This window comes from Azonexus sp. (genome assembly GCF_047638095.1).
GTDB lineage: Bacteria > Pseudomonadota > Gammaproteobacteria > Burkholderiales > Rhodocyclaceae > Azonexus.
This window is the reverse complement of record NZ_JBLJBW010000013.1, coordinates 1-16,780: the sequence shown is the minus strand read 5'-3', so window position 1 is coordinate 16,780 and position 16,780 is coordinate 1. Positions and strand designations below refer to the sequence as shown.

The window sequence follows — 16,780 nt, the reverse complement described above, 5'->3', positions numbered from 1 at the left end:
TCTGTATTTTAGGGAATTTCTACCGGGCGTACCTCGCGCTCGAAGCGGGCGACGAAATCACTGACGACCGTGTAATCGCGGTCTTCTGCCGGGTGAAAGCGGGCGGTGGCCATGGCGTTGAGAATGTTTTCGCCCTCCCCTTCCGGGCTGAGCGCCAAGAGTTCCTGACGCACAGCGGCGATGAGCTGCGCGGGAAGATCGCGGCGCGCCATGACCGAATTGTTCACCAGGCTGGGCGTCTGCCAAATGATTTTGAGCTGCGCGGCTTCCTCCGGGTGATCTTGCTGAAAAAGGCGCCAGGGCGGCGGCCAAGTGGCGGCAGCGGCGCTCTGACCAAGGTAGGCATTCATGATGGAAGATTCTTGCGAGCCAACGTAGCGGTTGTCGATGTCGCGCTGCACATCGAGCCCGTGCGCGTGCAAAAACTGCTGCGGCAGCATGGCTGCGGCGAGCGCCGTCGGCGAAGGATAACTGACCGCCTGCCCGCGCAGATCCGCTGGCTGCTTGAGCGGGCTGTCGCGACGAACGATGAAAATGCCATGAAAATCTGCCGCATCGCCGGCCATGGCGATCACTTGATAGCCCGCCTTGATCGCTTCCAGGGTTTGCCACGGATTGGGAAGCAGAAATTCGGGCTCCTTGGCACGCAGTTTTGCTTCGAAAGCCGCGTAATCGCGCGAAGCTTCAAGAACGAAATGCGCGCCTGGAATGCGCTGGTTCAAATGCTCGATCAAAGGCTGGTAAGCGCTTGCTAACTTGCCCGGGTTGTGCAGCGGGTGCACGGCAAAACGGTAGATGGTCTCGCTGGTCGTGGGGGCGGTGTGATAATCCAGATTCGGCAAGGCGCTCTCTTTCTGGCTGCAGGAAAGGAGTAGCCCGATCGCGAACGCGCAGCACAGCCCGCGCCAGAGTCGGCCTTGCATGTGCGCGAAAGGAATACGGGGAGAGCGGGACATGGCTGGAGGATGTGTTCTTGGCAAAATTAACTTTGTTAAAAACTAACAGAAAATGCTATTTGAAACAAGATAGCTGGTTTAATTGAGCAAAATTAACAAATTAGCCCGCTTCTTTTTCAGGAAACCAAGGCCGTTTCCCTCGTTCTCTGCCTTGAATTTACTAAACATTACATTTCTATTGCATGTTTTATTTACAATTTGCCCTCGAAGATGCGTTGGTTCGGTTCAGAATGACGAACCAATGGTTTCACAAAACCGATTTTTTGCGGCAATGTCCTTAAGAAAATCGTCGCGATGGATGGATAACATGAAGATGAAAATCAAACAGATTCCCCTGCTTTTGGCAGCCGGCGTTTTTCCCTTGCTGGCCCAGGCACAACCAGCGCAACACGCCGCACCGGCTTCTACCGTGCAGCAGGCCTTGCGCGATATCGCCCAGCAGGCCGTGCTGAAAAGTCCGGAAGTCACCACCAAGTGGCACAACTACAAGGCAGCAGAAGAAGAAATCGGTGTGGCGCGCGGCGGTTATTTTCCGCGTGTCGACCTAAACGCTGGCGCCGGGCGTGAAAGCCTGAAAGCGCCGGGAAATGATCGCGATTCCTACAATCGTCGCGGTTACGGCTTGACTCTGAACCAGATGCTATTCGATGGTTTTGCCACGCGCAGCGAGGTACGCAAACTCGATAAAGCGCGTCTGGTGCGTTATTACGAATTACTCGAAGCCTCGGAAAATGTGGCGCTCGAGGCGGGGCGCGCTTACCTCGACGTGCTGCGTTACCGCAACTTGCAGCAGTTGGCGGAAGACAACTATGTGCGCCACAAGGCGACCTACGAACAGTTGAAGATTCGCACCGCCTCCGGCGTCGGCCGTCGCGCCGACCTGGAACAGGCCGGCAGCCGTCTGGCCTTGGCCGAAGTCAATCTGACCACGGAAACCGCCAATCTGCACGATGTTTCAGCGCGCTATCAGCGTTTGGTGGGGAGCATGCCGCCGGCCAGCATCACGGATCCGGAACTGGTGCGCAGCAGTCTGCCGACCTCGGGAAAAGCGGCAATGGAAACGCTTTATCAGCGCAATCCGACCTTGCATGCGGCGATTGAAAATATCGAAGCAGCCCAGCACGACATTAGCGCCCGCCGCGCGGCCTATTCGCCCAAAGTGGATTTTCGGGCACGCACCGAGAACATCAACAACTACCAGGGTGTGCGCGGTGATCGCGATAACAACGTGGCAGAAGTGGTGCTGAATTGGAACCTCTTGAACGGCGGTTCGGACCGGGCGCGCGAGCGGCAATACATGGAGCGCAAAAATCTGGCGGTCGAGATGCGCGAAAAAGCCTGTCGCGATACACGCCAGACCCTGCAAATTGCCTATAACGACGTGGCGCGCCTGGGCGAGCAGGCAAAATACCTGAAAACACAGGTGGAATTGCAGAACAAAACGCGCGATGCTTACCGCGACCAGTTCAACGTCGGCCAGCGTACCCTGCTCGACTTGCTGGATACGGAAAACGAATTGCTCTCTGCCCGCCGCTCGCTGGCCAATGCCGAGGTCGATCTGAGTCTGGCCTATCTGCGCACCTACGCCGGCATGGGCACCCTGCTCGAATTCATGGGTCTGCAAAAACTGGAAACAGAAACCCCGGCGGCGAGCGAATTGGCCGCCGTAGATGCCGCCGCGCTGTGCCCGGCAGATATGGTCGATGTGAAATCGGCTTCTTACCCGGAGCTCGATGCCCGCGCTCAGGAAATGCTGGCGGCCACCCGCACCCCGGCCTTTGTGCCCGCGCCGGTGGCGCCGGCCGGCCCGGATGCAGACCTGGAAAACAGCGTGCGCTCCTGGGCGGCAGCGTGGTCGGCTAAGGATTATGCGGCTTATACGGCTTTTTATGCACCGACCTTCACGCCGGATGGAGGGCTCAACCGGGAAGACTGGAACACGCTGCGCCGCAAACGCATCACGCCGCGTGAAAATATTTCGGTCACGCTGGAGCAGATCGTGGTCAAGATGGAAAGCGCCGATCGTGCGCGTGTCGAATTCACGCAGAACTACCGTTCCAGCGAGTTTAACGACCGCGTATTCAAGACCCTCGAAATGATCCGTGTGAATGGCCGCTGGCTGATCAACCGGGAAAATTCGCGTCCTTGCGAAGGCAACACCGTAGGCGGCTGCCGCGGCATGGCAAATAACTAACCCCCCCCTGAGCGATGCGCGCATCGCTCGAACCCAGCAAAAACGCCGCTTATCAGCGGCGTTTTTGCTGGGTGCTTTGGATCACCTGTCGCGCCAGCGTTTGATCAATGGGTCAGCCAACCGACCAACGGCACTACCGCCACACCGGCGGCGATCCACAGGCTTTGGCGGACGAAACTGTCGCCCTGTTTATGTAACAGCGGAAAAATGTCGGCGAGTGCAACGTAAATGAAGCTGGAGGCCGCAATCACCAGCACATAAGGCAGGGCGGCGCTGACGCTGCTCAAGATGAAAAAGCCCAAGACACCGCCCAATACCGCGCTCAAACTGGAGGCCGCATTCGCCAGAAAAGCCTTGGCATTGCTCCAGCCGGCATTTTTGAGCAGCACAAAATCTCCCATTTCCTGCGGCACCTCGTGGGCGATGATCGCCACCGTCGTCGTAATGCCGAGCATGGGGTCGGCAATGAAGGCGGCGGCGATTAAAACGCCATCGACAAAATTATGAAAACCATCGCCGACCAAAATCAGCAAAGGTGCGGTAACGGTGGCGTGGTGACCGTCGTGTGCTTTGCAATCGCCGTGCGAATGCCGCCACAGCGCCAGGCGCTCCAGGGTAAAAAAGGCGAAGAGGGTGGCCAGCATGACGGCAAACAAGGTCGCCGCCGGACCACCATGGTGGTGATGCGCCACTTCCGGAACTGCCGCGGACGGCGCTTGCCCACTGTGGTCATGCTCGTGGTCGTGCTCGTGGTCATGCGGATGCTCGGGCATGGGCTCGGCCAGCTGTGCCGAGACGGCGTGGCTATCCTCGTGCAGGCTACCGAAGGCCTCCGGCAACACATGCAAGAATGCCGAAGACAGCATCACCCCGGCGGCAAACGCCACAAGAACAGCGGTGGCGCGGTGTGACAGGCGAAAAACGACGGCGGCCGCAGCGGCCATGCTGATCAAACCGCCCAGCAGACAGGCGAGCAGGATCATGCTCAAGGGGTGCATCATGGGTTCCAAAACAAGGGAAAAGTCGCTAGACCTGGGGCGGCGATGTTATAACAAATCGCTGCGTTCGCGCTCGACCCGGATGATATAGCGCTGGATATCGTGTGCTGCGCCGCGCGGCAGCTGCTCAAAACAGAGACCGATGCGCCAGTTGTGCACCCCGCTTCGCCCTTCAACTGCGCTGACATGGCGCACCTGCGCCGCACAATGTAGCGGCGCGCTGGCCTCGCCCAGCTGAAAACTGCAATGCGGCAAGGTCGTGCCGCACCCTAGGTCGGGTGCGGCAAGCGGAGCACTCACGCCGATGCCTTCGACTGAAATGTCATGCACCGACCACTGAAGCGCCGGCCGGTCTTCATGCGCTAAAACCTGAAAACTGAGCGGGCGGCTGCGCGGGGCAAAAATGCGAAAACTCTCGCGCCGCTGCAGGCGCAAAATATATTCCGGCAGTGTCGCGGCGAAAGCCGGCCGGCCGGCATAGGTCACCGCCCGCACCTCCGTTACTGCAAACTGCACCAGCACGCCTTCCGGGCGCGCCACCAAGGTGCACCGCCCCCATTCTTGCAGGTGACGGTTCAAAATTTCTGAACCACCTTGATCGAAAATCACCACGCCGTTCTGCGCATTGGCGGCAAGCAGCGTGGTCAGCATCAACTCCTGCCCGAAATGCGCCGTAAAGCGCTCCACTGACCGCGCCAAACCTTCCAGCGTCAGCGCTATGGCGCGCGGGCCGGTGATATGAAAGCGTTCTTCGATTTCCGCTTCAGAAAGCAGGGCCAGCTGGCTCATTGCCCCTCCAGTACGCGCAATAAGGACGCCGTATCATCCTTGCCCCAGCCCGCCCCCTGCAAGGCATTCAACTGCTGCCCGACACAGGCGGCCAAGGGCGTCACACTGCCGCTGGCGCGCGCCGCCGCCAGCAACAGGCCAAAATCTTTGTGATGCAAACGCGCTTCGATGCCCGCTGAAAAATCCCGTTCAACCATGCGTTTACCCATGATTTCGAGCACCCGAGAGGCTGCCGAACCGCCGGCCAGGGCCTCTCGCACCTTGCCCACATCGACCCCGGCAGCGCGCGCCAGATGCAAGGCTTCGGCCACGGCTTCGATCGCCGCCACCATGATCATCTGGTTACAGGCTTTTGCCACCTGCCCGGCCCCGGCCGGACCCACATGCACGATGCGCGGCCCGAGTTTTTCCAGCAAAGGGCGCACCCGCTCGAGCACCGCTGCCGCACCGCCGACCATGATCGCCAGACTGGCTGCACGCGCCCCCTGCTCGCCGCCGGAAACCGGCGCATCGAGCATATGCACATGGCGCGCCGCCAAATGCGCAGAAATATCGCGCGCCACCTGCGGCGCGATGGTCGAGCAATCGACCAGCACCGTCCCCGCTGCCATGCCGTAAATCAGGCCATGCTCACCCAGGGTGACGATGCTCACGTCCTCGCTCGAAGTGACCATGGTAAACACCACCTCGCACGCCGCACCCAGCGCCGCCGGCGTGGCATGGATCTGCGCCGGCAAGCCCTGACAACTCGCGGCGCGGCGCGCCCAGACATGCAATTCGTGCCCGGCATCTGCCAGATGTTGCGCCATCGGCCGCCCCATCACGCCCAGACCAATGAACCCGACTTTCATGGCCGACCTCCTGAAAGCTGCTCCAGCACCTGTAAAACGGCGACCGAATCTGCCTCGCCCAAACCTTGGGCCAGGGCGGCGGCAAAAAGTTGCTCGGCCACTGCGGCCCCTGGCAAACCGACCTGCAATTCATGCGCCGTTTGCATGACGATGTGCAAATCCTTGGCGTGCATCCAGCTTTTGAAACCCGGCGTGAAATTGCGCGCGATCATGCGCTGACCGTGGTTTTCAAGAATTTTCGAAAATGCAAAACCGCCCAAAAGCGCCTCGCGCACGCGCGCGGGATCGACACCGTTTTGCTGCGCAAAATTAAAGGCTTCGGCCACCGCCACCACGCCCATACCGGTAACGACCTGATTCGCCGCCTTGGCCACCTGCCCGGCCCCCGGCCCACCGACATGGACGATGCTCTGCCCCATCGCGGCAAAGGCCGGCAAGGCGTGGGCAAAGGCCTGCGCCGAGCCGCCCGCCATGATCGACAAACTACCGGCAATCGCTCCCGGCTCGCCGCCGGAAACCGGTGCGTCGATGAAGTCGATGCCTTTTGCCTGCAAATCACCATGAATTTCCCGCGCCGCCGCCGGTGCGATAGTGCTCATATCCACGGCCACCAGGCCGGGCTCGGCGGCACTGGCCATGGTCTGCATGACGGCGGCCACATCTGGCGCATCGGCCACCATGGAAATGACCATGTCTTGCCCCTGGGCCAGGGCCGCCAGATCGTGCGCTGCCCGCGCCCCGGCCTCCAATAATGGCGGCAGAGCCGCCGGGCGGCGCGCCCAGACGGTTAATTCATGCCCGGCGCGCAAGAGATTGAGCGCCATCGGACGCCCCATGATGCCCAAGCCAACGAAACCAATTTTCATGCGGGCGCACCTCCACGCGGTATGTTGCTCAAGCCACTATGGCTTTAGTCATATATGGGCTTCATCTTCCCCGTTTGTCGCAAAACTTGTCAAGCCTTGCGGCACAAACGAAAACGGGGTGCGCGGCGATTTTGGCACGGCGCACCCCGTCTGAATAAAAAGCCCGGATTCAGGTAAGCAGGCGTTTTTGCAATATTTCCAATTGCGCCACATGTTCGGCTTCTTCTTCGACAAACTCCTGCGCCATGGCCACCACGCGCGGATCGGCGGAAGCATCGGCGACACTCTGGTAGTAAGCAAGCCCCTGACGTTCGCTGGCGAGCGCCAATTCAAGCGCAGCGGGAATGTCCATCAAGGCATCGACTCCCCACCAGGCAGCAGCTTCCGGCGATTCACCGTCGGGCCAGTCGTAGCCGTCGGCCGGCAAATCGCTGATGTAGCGAAAACCGCCGCGTGCCATGGCTTCCTTCAAATGTAGGCGGGAAAAATCGGCAAACTGGCGAAACAGCGCGCCCACCTCGTCATTGCCCAAGGTGTGCAGATGCTCGGCCAATTCATCAAAACGGCGGGCGGCCTCGGCCTCTAGGCGCACGGCGTGGGCGAGAAAACGGCGAATGCTGTCCATCGTCACCTCAGCCGAATTTGAATAAAATGCCGAACCCCCCGCGCGGGTAGTTCCAATCCACGTTGCCGGTATCGCAAATCAGCCGGCAGGTGCCGCATTCCAGGCAGCCGTCGACCACCAGCTCGATGCCGCCGTTATCGTCGATACGCCAACAACCGGCCGGGCAACACACGGTGCAGGCTTTGCTGTCGCAGCTGACGCAGGTTTTTTCGTCGCGCACTTGAATGTGCGGGCGGCCGGTATCGACCCGGTAACGGTTCTGGAACAGCTTTTCCTCGACATTGAGCGCCGGCGCGACAAAGGTCGTCGAACTCATTTGAAAGTCCTCCAAAAACGGTAGGCATCGCCCAAAAGCCCCAGCAAGGAGCGCTTGTTTTTAAGTGCCGCCATAATTTTTTCCTGTTTGGCGCGCTTGCTGACCCCATCGACGGTGAGCAGCTCGCGCGCCGCATCTCCAAGAAAACGCGGGTACATATTGAGCATGTGCGGCTGCTGCGTGAGCAGTGTCGGCACGTCCTGATATTTTTTCATGTCGTCCATGACGAAACTCTCGTCCAGGGCGCGTTTGTATGCGGCCAGATTGGCTGCGCTGCAAGGTTTTTCGGCTTTTTTCAGCGCAATTACGGTTTCTGCCGCCATGCGTCCGGAAGTCATGGCGAGGTTGGAGCCTTCGCGGTGCACGGCATTGACGAAGCCGGCGGCATCGCCAGCGATCATCCAGCCGTCACCATAGAGCTGCGGCAGCGTTTTATAGCCGCCCTCCGGGATCAGATGGGCGGAGTATTCCTTCATTTCCGCCCCTTCGATCAAGGGTTGAATACTCGGATGGCGCTTCAGGGCTTCGAGCAACTGGAAGGGCGTGAGCGACTGTTTTTTCATGTCGGACAACATGCAGCCGATGCCAATCGCCAAGGAATCCTTGTTGGTGTAAAGAAAACCCGTACCCAGCATGCCGTGCGTGACATTGCCGGCAATTTCGATGACCACCCCTTGCGCGCCGCTGATGTTGAAACGCGCCTCCACCACCTCTTTGGGCAGAAACAGCACCTCCTTGACCGCCAGCGCCATGTCCTCGGCTTTGATTTCCGGGCGCAGGCCGGCACGGCTGCCGACCAGGGAATTCGCCCCGTCGGCAAGGATGACGCAATCGGCGTAGATGTCACCCTGCTCGCGTTCGGTGCGCACGCCGATCACCTTGCCGGAGCCGTTACGCAGCAATTCCGTGACCGTGGTTTCGCACACCACCAAAGCCCCCGCCTTCTTCACCTGCTCGGAAAACCAGCGGTCGAAACGCGCGCGGATGATGGTGTAACGGTTGTAGGGCGGCTGCGCAAAGCGCGCATCGCGATAACTCATGCCGGTGCAGGTCTGGTCTTCATCCATCAGCCACATGCGCTGCTCGATGATATGGCGCTCGAGCGGGGCGCTGTCGCGAAAATCAGGGATGATTTTTTCCAGGGCGTCAGAATACAAAATCGCTCCCTGCACGTTCTTGGTGCCAGGCGATTCGCCGCGCTCCAGCTGCAAAACCGAGAGGCCGGCCTTGGCGAGCGTATAGGCTGCGCCGTTACCGGCAGGGCCGGCACCGACGACGATAACGTCAAATTTTTCCATCATTGCGCTCCTTGCGTTGTCGCGGCAAGCTCGGCCCGTTGCTGGCGAGCTGCGCTCAGGCGCTTGGCAAAAGCGGCCTCCAGCGCGGGCAGCAATTCGAGCGCATTGCCCACCAGGGCGTAATTGGCAAAATCAAAAATCGGCGCCTTGGCATCGACGTTGATGGCGGCAATGGCATCCGCGCCTTCCATGCCCACCCGATGCTGCACCGCGCCGGAAATACCGGCGGCGATGTAGAGCTTGGGGCGCACCGTTTTACCCGACTGACCGACCTGGCGCTCCGGATCAGTCCACCCGGCATGCACCGCCGGGCGCGAAGCACCAACTTCGGCCCCCAGCACCTTGGCGAGGCCAAATACCTTTTCAAAGTTTTCCGGCTTGCTCAAACCACGCCCGCCGGAAACGATGAAATCGGCGAAAGCGAGCTGCGGTTTGTCCGCCCGGGCATCCGGGATGAAATCGATGACCTTGGTCACCACGGCCTCTTCCGCCAGGGTGAACGGGTGTTCGATGACGCGAATGTCCCGCCCGCTCTGACGTGCCGGCATGGGCATGACGCGCGGACGCACGGTAGCCATTTGCGGCCGGGTGGCAAGATTGACGATGGTGCACATCAGGCTGCCGCCAAACGTGGGCCGACTGGAAAGCAGAGATTTGTCGCTCGGGTCGATTTCCAGACCGGTGCAGTCGGCGGTCAAGCCGGTCAGCAGGGTGGTCGCCACCGAGCCGGCCAGATCGCGGCCTTGCGCCGTCGCCCCCAAAAGCAAAATTTCCGGCTGATAGGCATTGACCAGCTCGGTCATGCCGACGGTGTAAGTCTGGTTGCGGTAATCGGCCAGCACCGGGCTTTGCATCAGATAGCACAGATCGGCACCGTAACAGGCCGCTTCGTCGACCAGGGCACGCACAGCCGGGGCCGGACCGCCAAGAATCGCCACGCCCAATTCACAGCCCAGGGTATCGGCGAGCTTGCGCCCTTTGCCGAGTAATTCCCAAGAAACAGGATGCACATAGCCATGTTCGTGCTCAACGAAAACCCAAACATTTTTGTAGGTTTTGAAACGCTCCGGCAAGACCCGTTTGGGTTTTTTGATCGGTTTGGCGATATCGGTATCGTCGCTCATGCCTGTTCTCCTTGTTGTTTCCCTTGCCGCTCACCCTGCTGTGCCGCCAGTTGATCGAGGTGGGCAATCAGTTCGTCTTCCAGCTGCGGAAAATCGGCAAACAGCTGCGCAACGAAGGCTTCCGCCATCGCCGCCGGTGTCTCGCCGACAATGTGCTGCGCCTTCACCGCTTTCGGTTTCGGGCCAAACACCTGGGCGACCGCCGTCGGCGAGCCTTTCAGACCGACTTGCGTAAGATCGCTGACGCCGGCCGTATCGCGATTCCACACCTCCACCGCTTGGCGGGCCGCGCGGAACATGCCGGGCATGTCGGCAAAACGCATTTCATTGCCGCCTTCGAGCATGGTGATCACTGCCGGCAAGGCGGACTGCAAAACCTGCACGCCACCTTCGGCACGCCGCTCGACCACCAGACGGCGCGCCGCCGGATCAAGTTCGCGAATTTTGGAAACGTAGGTGAGCAGCTGATAGCCCAAGCGAATGGCAATCCCCGGGCCGACCTGCGCCGTGTCGCCGTCGATGGTCTGCTTGCCGGTAAAAATGAGATCGAGCGGCTCGCGTGCATCGAGCGTGCGCAGGGCAGCGGCGAGCACGAAAGAAGTGGCCAGCGTATCAGCCCCGGAAAACACCTTGTCGGTAATCAAAATCGCTTGATCCGCCCCGAAAGACAGACACTTGCGCAAGGCTTCCTCGGCCGGCGGCGGCCCCATGGTCAGCACGGTGACCTTGGCCCCGGTGGCATCCTTGATGCGCAGCGCTTCTTCCAGCGCAAACAGATCGAAGGGGTTGACGATGGCCGGTACCCCTTGGCGCATGATGGTGTTGGTCACCGGGTGTACGCGAATCTGCGCGCTGTCCGGAACCTGCTTGATACAAACGGCAATATGCATGGTTGATCCCGATTAAAGAAAAAGGCGGGCCGCAAAAAAAACGGCTATTTTAGGGTTTACTGATCGTTGCGTCATGGTCTTAGGCACAGGCAGGCGAGTTTTAGGGCTGAAAACGGTAACCCACACCGATTTCCGTCAAGATATGGCGAGGCTGCGCCGGGTTGGCTTCGATTTTCTGGCGCAAATGGCCGACATACACCCGCAGATACTGATGATTTTCCACCGCCTGCCCCCCCCAAACGCGTGCCAAAAGATGCCGATGCGTCAGCACCCGCCCCGGATTGGCGGCCAGATAAGCGAGCAGACGGTACTCAATCTGGGTCAGATGCAAGGGCTCACCGGCACGGCTCACCGTCCGCTTGACGCAATCGATCAGAAAATCACCGAATGCGAGCTGCGCATCGCTCACCTGCTCATCCGGTCGCCGGCGCAATAAAGCGCGCACCCGGGCGAGCAGCTCCGCCATGCCAAAGGGTTTGCTCAAATAATCATCCGCCCCGGCATCGAGTGCATCCACCTTGCTGTCTTCCGCGCTGCGCGCCGACAAGATCAGAATCGGCGTCGCCGACCAGGCGCGCAGATCGCGAATAAAATCTACCCCGTCACGATCCGGCAAGCCCAAATCGAGGAGAATCAAGGCCGGCTTGTGTTGCGCCACCTGCTCGCTCGCCCGCGCCGCATTGCCCGCTTCACAGGTGGCAAAACCTTCGCACTCCAGCGCCAGCGCAATGGTTTCCCGAATCTGACGCTCGTCTTCCACCAGCAAAATCATGGCCGTTTCTGCGCTCATGCCGCCCTCGTTTCGTTGATTTCGTCCATAAAGGCCGGCGGCACCCCCAGCGGCAGGCGGATGGTGAAACAACTGCCGCCTTCGCTGCGCCCAGCGACAGCAATGTTGCCGCCGTGCGCACTGACAATGCTATGGGCAATCGACAAACCCAAACCCGTGCCGCTCACCGCAGACTCACTGCGTCCGCGCTGAAAGGCGGCGAACAAGCGCACGCTATCGGCGGCATCGACCCCGGAACCCGCATCGCACACCGCCAGAAACAGACTCTCGGCATCACGCCTGACCTCTATCGTGACCGGCTGTTCCGGCGGCGAATATTTCGCGGCATTGTCGAGTAAATTCCATAGCGCCCGCTCCAGAAGTACGGCATCGATTTCCAGCGGCGGCAAGTTTTCTGCGATACGGGTGAGAAACACACGCTGCGGCCACTGCTCCCGCGCCTGCTGCAGGCTCGCCCCCACCACTTCCTCGATCGGCTGCCAAGCCTTCTGCAAGCGCACCGGCCCGCTGGCGAGCTTGGCCATATCGAGCAAATTATTCATTTGCCGGCTCAAACTCAAGGCCTGCTCGCGCAAAGTATCGAGCAAGGCCGCTTGGCGCGCCGGTGGCAGTTTCGCCATTTGCAAAGTTTCTGCTTGGCTGACGAGCGCCGTCAAAGGCGTGCGCAAATCGTGCGACAAGGCGGCCAGAATGGAACTGCGCAGACTTTCGTCGGCATGCTTTAACTCGGCCGCCCGCATCTGCTCATGCAAGGCCGCACTTTCCCGGCTTTGGCGGCGCGCCAGATCGGCATGGCCGCGCAAACGCGTCGTCACCTGGCCAACCGACAAAGCGATGCTGAACAACAACAGCGCGCTCAAAATCTCGCGCGCGCCTTGCGCCACGGAAAAAAATCCCATATAGGCCGCACTACCCGCCAAGGCAGCGAGCACGGCCGGCCCCGTGCCATAGCTGATGGCCACGGCAATCACTGCCAGCGCATAAAGCAAAATCACCGTCGCCGCCGTCACCGCCTGTTGCCAAGGGGCCAGCAGCAGACTGCCGCCGGCGATGCCCAGCACAGCCCACAGATAACCCGCCCACAGATTGAATTTTGCGCGATCCGACATGGTCGTGATGCTAAAGAGCTGCGTATAAAAATGCTATCAACGGCGGCCGAGAGAAGCTTGGGGCAAAACAAAGACGCGCCGGTACGCATTGTTGCAAACCGTTACTTGAGATTCATTCTCGCAGACCGTATCGTTCACCCATGTGCTGAACAGACATCAGCCCTGACGGTGAAAGCCCTCCTCTCCCTCACCCCAACACCGTCCCGAAAGCCCTGTACATCCCCCAGTACAGGGCTTTCTTCTTTTTAGCGGGGCTTTTCTGGCGGGCTTTCCCCACCGCCGTTCATAACGCGCAGCGGGGAAAAGCCATTTACCAGGAGGGTGTTTCCACCGCGGCCGGAGGCGGCGGCTCCGGCAACCAGAGTCCGCTGCCACCATAGACCACCAAACCTGCCACGGCTACCGCCAGCAGCACGGCCAATGCGCCGCCACCACGGGCCGATTCACCGTGTTCGCTCTCTTTCCAGCCGAGCAGCATCGGTTTGACGAGATTGTCTTTTTTCACATGGGCGTAAAAAAGAATCGCCGCCACATGTAAGCCCACCAGCGCCAACAAAACATTGACGCTCCAGTGATGCCAGCGCGTGGCCAGATTGCTCAAATCACGCCCGACCAAATCGTAGAGTGGCCCGGTAAAAGCGATGTCGTCATTGGCGACCAAACCGGTCAGCACTTGCACCAACAAAACCCCAAGCAAGGCAAATACTGAAAAAGCCCCCAGAGGGTTATGACCGTGTCCGCGCCACTCTCCGCGCAAGTACGCACTTACTTTTTTCGGCGTCGGAAAAAAACTCCAGAAGCGCGCATAGCTCGAGCCGAAAAAACCCCACAGCAAACGGAACACGAGCAGCCCCAAAACCGCCAGGCCGATGCGCCCATGCCAGTTGATCCAGCCACCGCCCAGTTTGCCGCTGATCACCAGCGCCAGCACGGCGAATACCAGCAGCCAGTGGAACAGCCGCGTCGGCACATCCCAGATCAAAATTTTGCGCATTCCTTGCATGCTCGATCTCCCCTATAAACCCACTGAAACGGCAACAGCCAAACAAAAAGGGCACCTCGCGGCACCCTTGGCATCAAGGTCTGGCGAAATTACTTGGTGCGGTAATCGTCGTGGCAGCTCTTGCAGGTGCCCCCCACGGCCTCGAAGGAAGTTTTCACGGCACCCGCATCGCCTGCCGCAGCGGCTTTGGCGAGCTCATTGGCCGCCTTGTTGAAATCGCCGGCAATCTTGCCGACTTTCGGGCCGTCGGTAAACAAAGCCGGTTTGACACGGGTATCCACCCAGCCCTTGCCCTTGTCGCTGCCCGGCACATACAGAGCACCCATGCCCGAATTGGCAATCGCTTGCAGCACCGTCGCCGCCTTGAGCACGTCTTCCTTGTCGTACTTGCCTTGCAGGTTGGCATCGATCCGCGCCATGCTCCAGCTCATGGTGGCGTAGGCCGACTGGCGCCATTTGATCGCATCTTCCGGCTTCACTTGCGCCTGAGCGCTCAGCGCCGAAGTGGCCAGCAAGGCGGTAAGGATGAGCTTGTTTTTCATGCTGAGATTCTCCGTCGATTAAAAAAACGAAAACCCGCCGAATTGCACCGACGAGTTTGATTTACCGCAAAATTGTAGCCCAGTTTGCGCCCTTTTTGCCGTTTCGATACATCTTGTTACGCAAGATGAATAAAACCCCGGTCAGCCAGCACCGGGGTTTTTATGCGCTAGGTCAGATCAGCCGCGCGCCGCTTTCAAGGCTGCGTTCAAGGTCGGGCTCGGGCGCATGACGGCCTTGCATTTCTCGGAATCAGCTTTGTAATAGCCGCCGATATCCACGGCTTTGCCTTGCACGCTCTTCAATTCCGCCACGATGGTTGCCTCGCTGTCGGCCAGTACCTTGGCGAGTTTGGCAAACTGCGCGGCCAGCTCGGCGTCTTCTTTTTGCGCGGCCAGCTCCTGCGCCCAATACATGGCGAGGTAGAACTGCGAGCCACGGTTGTCGAGTTCGCCGGTTTTGGGCGACGGCGACTTGTTGTTGTCGAGCAGCTTGCCGGTGGCCGCATCCAGCGTTTTGGCCAGCAGCTTGGCGCGCGCGTTGTTTTCCTTGATACCGAGGTCTTCCAGCGACACCGCCAAAGCCAGGAACTCACCGAGCGAATCCCAGCGCAGATGGTTTTCCTGCGTCAGTTGCTGCACGTGCTTCGGGGCCGAGCCGCCGGCACCGGTTTCGTACATGCCGCCGCCGTTCATCAGCGGCACGATGGACAGCATCTTGGCGCTGGTACCCAGCTCCATGATCGGGAACAGGTCAGTCAAATAATCGCGCAAGATGTTGCCGGTCACCGAAATGGTGTCCAGCCCGCGGGCCACGCGCTCCAGCGTGAAACGCATGGCACGCACCTGGCTCATGATGTGGATTTCCAACCCGTTGGTGTCGTAATCCTTGAGGTAGGTTTTGACTTTTTTAATCAACTCGTTTTCGTGCGGCCGATAGGGATCGAGCCAGAACACCGCCGGCATCCCGGAATTACGCGCACGGGTGACGGCGAGCTTGACCCAGTCGCGGATCGGCGCATCTTTCACCTGGCACATGCGCCAGATGTCGCCAGCTTCGACGTTTTGCGTCAGCAGCACTTCGCCGGTGTCGATATCGACGACATTGGCGATGCCGTCTTCGACGATTTCATAGGTCTTGTCGTGCGAGCCGTATTCTTCGGCCTTCTGCGCCATCAGGCCGACGTTGGGCACGGTGCCCATGGTGCGCGGATCGAAATTACCGTTCCATTTGCAGAAGTTGATCATCTCCTGATAGATGCGGGCAAAAGTCGATTCCGGCATGACGGCCTTGGCATCGTACTGCTTGCCGTCGGCCCCCCACATCTTGCCGCCCTGGCGGATCATGGCCGGCATCGAAGCATCGACGATGATGTCATTGGGCGAATGGAAGTTGGTGATGCCCTTGGCCGAATCGACCATCGCCAAACGCGGACGGTGCTCCTGGCACGCGTGCAGATCACGGATGATTTCGTCGTGCTTGGATTCAGGCAGGGTTTTGATCTTTTCATACAGATCGACCATGCCGTTATTGACGTTGATGCCCAGCTCGGCAAAGGTTTGCGCGTGCTTTTCAAAGGCTTCCTTGTAGTAGATCTTGACGCAGTGACCAAAGACGATAGGGTGCGACACCTTCATCATGGTCGCCTTGACGTGCAGCGAGAAGAGGATGCCGGCTTTGCGGCAATCTTCCAGCTCGCGCTCGTAGAAGGCGCACAGCGCTTTCTTGCTCATGAACATGGAATCGATGATTTCGCCGTCCAGCAGCTTGACTTCCGGCTTCAAAACGGTGTTTTTGCCCCCTTTGCCGATCAACTCCATGCGCACGCGGCGCGCCTTGTCGAGGGTCAGGGATTTTTCGCCGTGATAAAAATCGCCGCCGTGCATGTGCGAAACGTGGGTTTGCGACCACTGTTTCCACTCCCCCATGGAGTGCGGGTGTTTTTTCGCGTAGTTTTTCACCGCGCCGGGGGCACGACGATCCGAGTTACCTTCGCGCAGAACCGGATTGACCGCCGATCCCAGGCACTTGCCATAGCGGGCGGCAATGTCTTTTTCTTTGTCGGTGCTGGGATTTTCCGGGTAATCGGGCAGTTTGTAGCCCTTTTCCTGCAATTCCTTCAGGCAAGCCTTCAACTGCGCCACCGATGCCGAAATATTCGGCAGCTTGATGATGTTGGCGTCCGGATCGAGGGTTTTCTTACCCAGTTCGGCCAGGGTATTGGGCAGGCGCTGATTTTCTTCGAGAAATTCCGGAAACTCAGCAATCATGCGTGCCGACACGGAAATATCGGCCTTTTCAATGGCAATCCCCGCCGCTTCGGTAAAGGTGCGGACGATGGGCAAAAAAGCACAAGTCGCCAGCAGCGGCGCCTCGTCGGTGAGCGTGTAGATAATCTTGGACTTGCCTTGCGACATGCTAACCCCCTGAG

16 protein-coding genes are annotated in these 16,780 nt (G+C 59.6%); 1 reads left to right on the top strand and 15 read right to left on the bottom strand.

The window, feature by feature from the left end; all coding sequences use genetic code 11:
- Positions 1 to 8: 8 nt before the first annotated feature.
- Positions 9 to 956 (bottom strand): phosphate/phosphite/phosphonate ABC transporter substrate-binding protein, encoded by a 948-nt coding sequence (locus ACM62Q_RS05020; RefSeq protein ID WP_415034201.1) that lies wholly within the window; start codon positions 954 to 956, stop codon positions 9 to 11.
- Positions 957 to 1,269: 313 nt separating this feature from the next.
- On the opposite strand from ACM62Q_RS05020, the gene ACM62Q_RS05015 reads away from it, so the two are divergent.
- The gene (locus tag ACM62Q_RS05015; RefSeq protein ID WP_415034199.1) at positions 1,270 to 3,150 is read left to right on the top strand and encodes a TolC family outer membrane protein; all 1,881 of its coding nucleotides are present in this window, start codon (positions 1,270 to 1,272) and stop codon (positions 3,148 to 3,150) included.
- Positions 3,151 to 3,254: 104 nt separating this feature from the next.
- Here the strand turns inward: ACM62Q_RS05015 and ACM62Q_RS05010 are convergent, their stop codons facing one another.
- The 14 genes from ACM62Q_RS05010 to ACM62Q_RS04945 form a co-directional block, all read right to left on the bottom strand.
- On the bottom strand, positions 3,255 to 4,151 hold the full coding sequence (locus ACM62Q_RS05010) for a ZIP family metal transporter (RefSeq protein ID WP_415034197.1): 897 nt from the start codon (positions 4,149 to 4,151) through the stop codon (positions 3,255 to 3,257).
- Between the two features lie 45 nt (positions 4,152 to 4,196).
- The gene (locus ACM62Q_RS05005) at positions 4,197 to 4,937 is read right to left on the bottom strand and encodes a flagellar brake protein (RefSeq protein ID WP_415034195.1); all 741 of its coding nucleotides are present in this window, start codon (positions 4,935 to 4,937) and stop codon (positions 4,197 to 4,199) included.
- Positions 4,934 to 5,788 (bottom strand): NAD(P)-dependent oxidoreductase, encoded by an 855-nt coding sequence (locus ACM62Q_RS05000; RefSeq protein WP_415034193.1) that lies wholly within the window; start codon positions 5,786 to 5,788, stop codon positions 4,934 to 4,936. Before ACM62Q_RS05000 ends, ACM62Q_RS05005 begins: the two co-directional genes overlap by 4 nt.
- Positions 5,785 to 6,654, bottom strand: a complete 870-nt coding sequence (locus ACM62Q_RS04995) for an NAD(P)-dependent oxidoreductase (protein ID WP_415034191.1) — start codon at positions 6,652 to 6,654, stop codon at positions 5,785 to 5,787. Before ACM62Q_RS04995 ends, ACM62Q_RS05000 begins: the two co-directional genes overlap by 4 nt.
- Before the next feature lie 169 nt (positions 6,655 to 6,823).
- Positions 6,824 to 7,279, bottom strand: coding sequence for a ferritin-like domain-containing protein (locus tag ACM62Q_RS04990; RefSeq protein ID WP_415034189.1), 456 nt, complete (start codon positions 7,277 to 7,279; stop codon positions 6,824 to 6,826).
- A 7-nt stretch (positions 7,280 to 7,286) separates the two neighbouring features.
- Complete coding sequence (locus ACM62Q_RS04985; protein WP_415034187.1) at positions 7,287 to 7,595, bottom strand: ferredoxin family protein; 309 nt, start codon at positions 7,593 to 7,595, stop codon at positions 7,287 to 7,289.
- Positions 7,592 to 8,893 (bottom strand): FAD-dependent oxidoreductase, encoded by a 1,302-nt coding sequence (locus tag ACM62Q_RS04980; RefSeq protein WP_415034185.1) that lies wholly within the window; start codon positions 8,891 to 8,893, stop codon positions 7,592 to 7,594. Before ACM62Q_RS04980 ends, ACM62Q_RS04985 begins: the two co-directional genes overlap by 4 nt.
- Complete coding sequence (locus ACM62Q_RS04975; protein ID WP_415034183.1) at positions 8,893 to 10,017, bottom strand: electron transfer flavoprotein subunit alpha/FixB family protein; 1,125 nt, start codon at positions 10,015 to 10,017, stop codon at positions 8,893 to 8,895. The genes ACM62Q_RS04980 and ACM62Q_RS04975 overlap by 1 nt, the downstream gene beginning before the upstream one ends.
- Complete coding sequence (locus ACM62Q_RS04970) at positions 10,014 to 10,907, bottom strand: electron transfer flavoprotein subunit beta/FixA family protein (protein WP_415034181.1); 894 nt, start codon at positions 10,905 to 10,907, stop codon at positions 10,014 to 10,016. Before ACM62Q_RS04970 ends, ACM62Q_RS04975 begins: the two co-directional genes overlap by 4 nt.
- A gap of 100 nt (positions 10,908 to 11,007) precedes the next feature.
- Complete coding sequence (locus tag ACM62Q_RS04965; RefSeq protein ID WP_415034179.1) at positions 11,008 to 11,697, bottom strand: response regulator; 690 nt, start codon at positions 11,695 to 11,697, stop codon at positions 11,008 to 11,010.
- Positions 11,694 to 12,806, bottom strand: a complete 1,113-nt coding sequence (locus ACM62Q_RS04960; RefSeq protein ID WP_415034177.1) for an ATP-binding protein — start codon at positions 12,804 to 12,806, stop codon at positions 11,694 to 11,696. Before ACM62Q_RS04960 ends, ACM62Q_RS04965 begins: the two co-directional genes overlap by 4 nt.
- Before the next feature lie 310 nt (positions 12,807 to 13,116).
- The gene (locus tag ACM62Q_RS04955; protein WP_415034279.1) at positions 13,117 to 13,800 is read right to left on the bottom strand and encodes a cytochrome b/b6 domain-containing protein; all 684 of its coding nucleotides are present in this window, start codon (positions 13,798 to 13,800) and stop codon (positions 13,117 to 13,119) included.
- 98 nt (positions 13,801 to 13,898) lie between these two features.
- On the bottom strand, positions 13,899 to 14,351 hold the full coding sequence (locus tag ACM62Q_RS04950; protein WP_415034175.1) for a c-type cytochrome: 453 nt from the start codon (positions 14,349 to 14,351) through the stop codon (positions 13,899 to 13,901).
- 177 nt (positions 14,352 to 14,528) lie between these two features.
- Positions 14,529 to 16,766, bottom strand: a complete 2,238-nt coding sequence (locus ACM62Q_RS04945) for an NADP-dependent isocitrate dehydrogenase (RefSeq protein WP_415034277.1) — start codon at positions 16,764 to 16,766, stop codon at positions 14,529 to 14,531.
- Positions 16,767 to 16,780 lie beyond the last annotated feature (14 nt).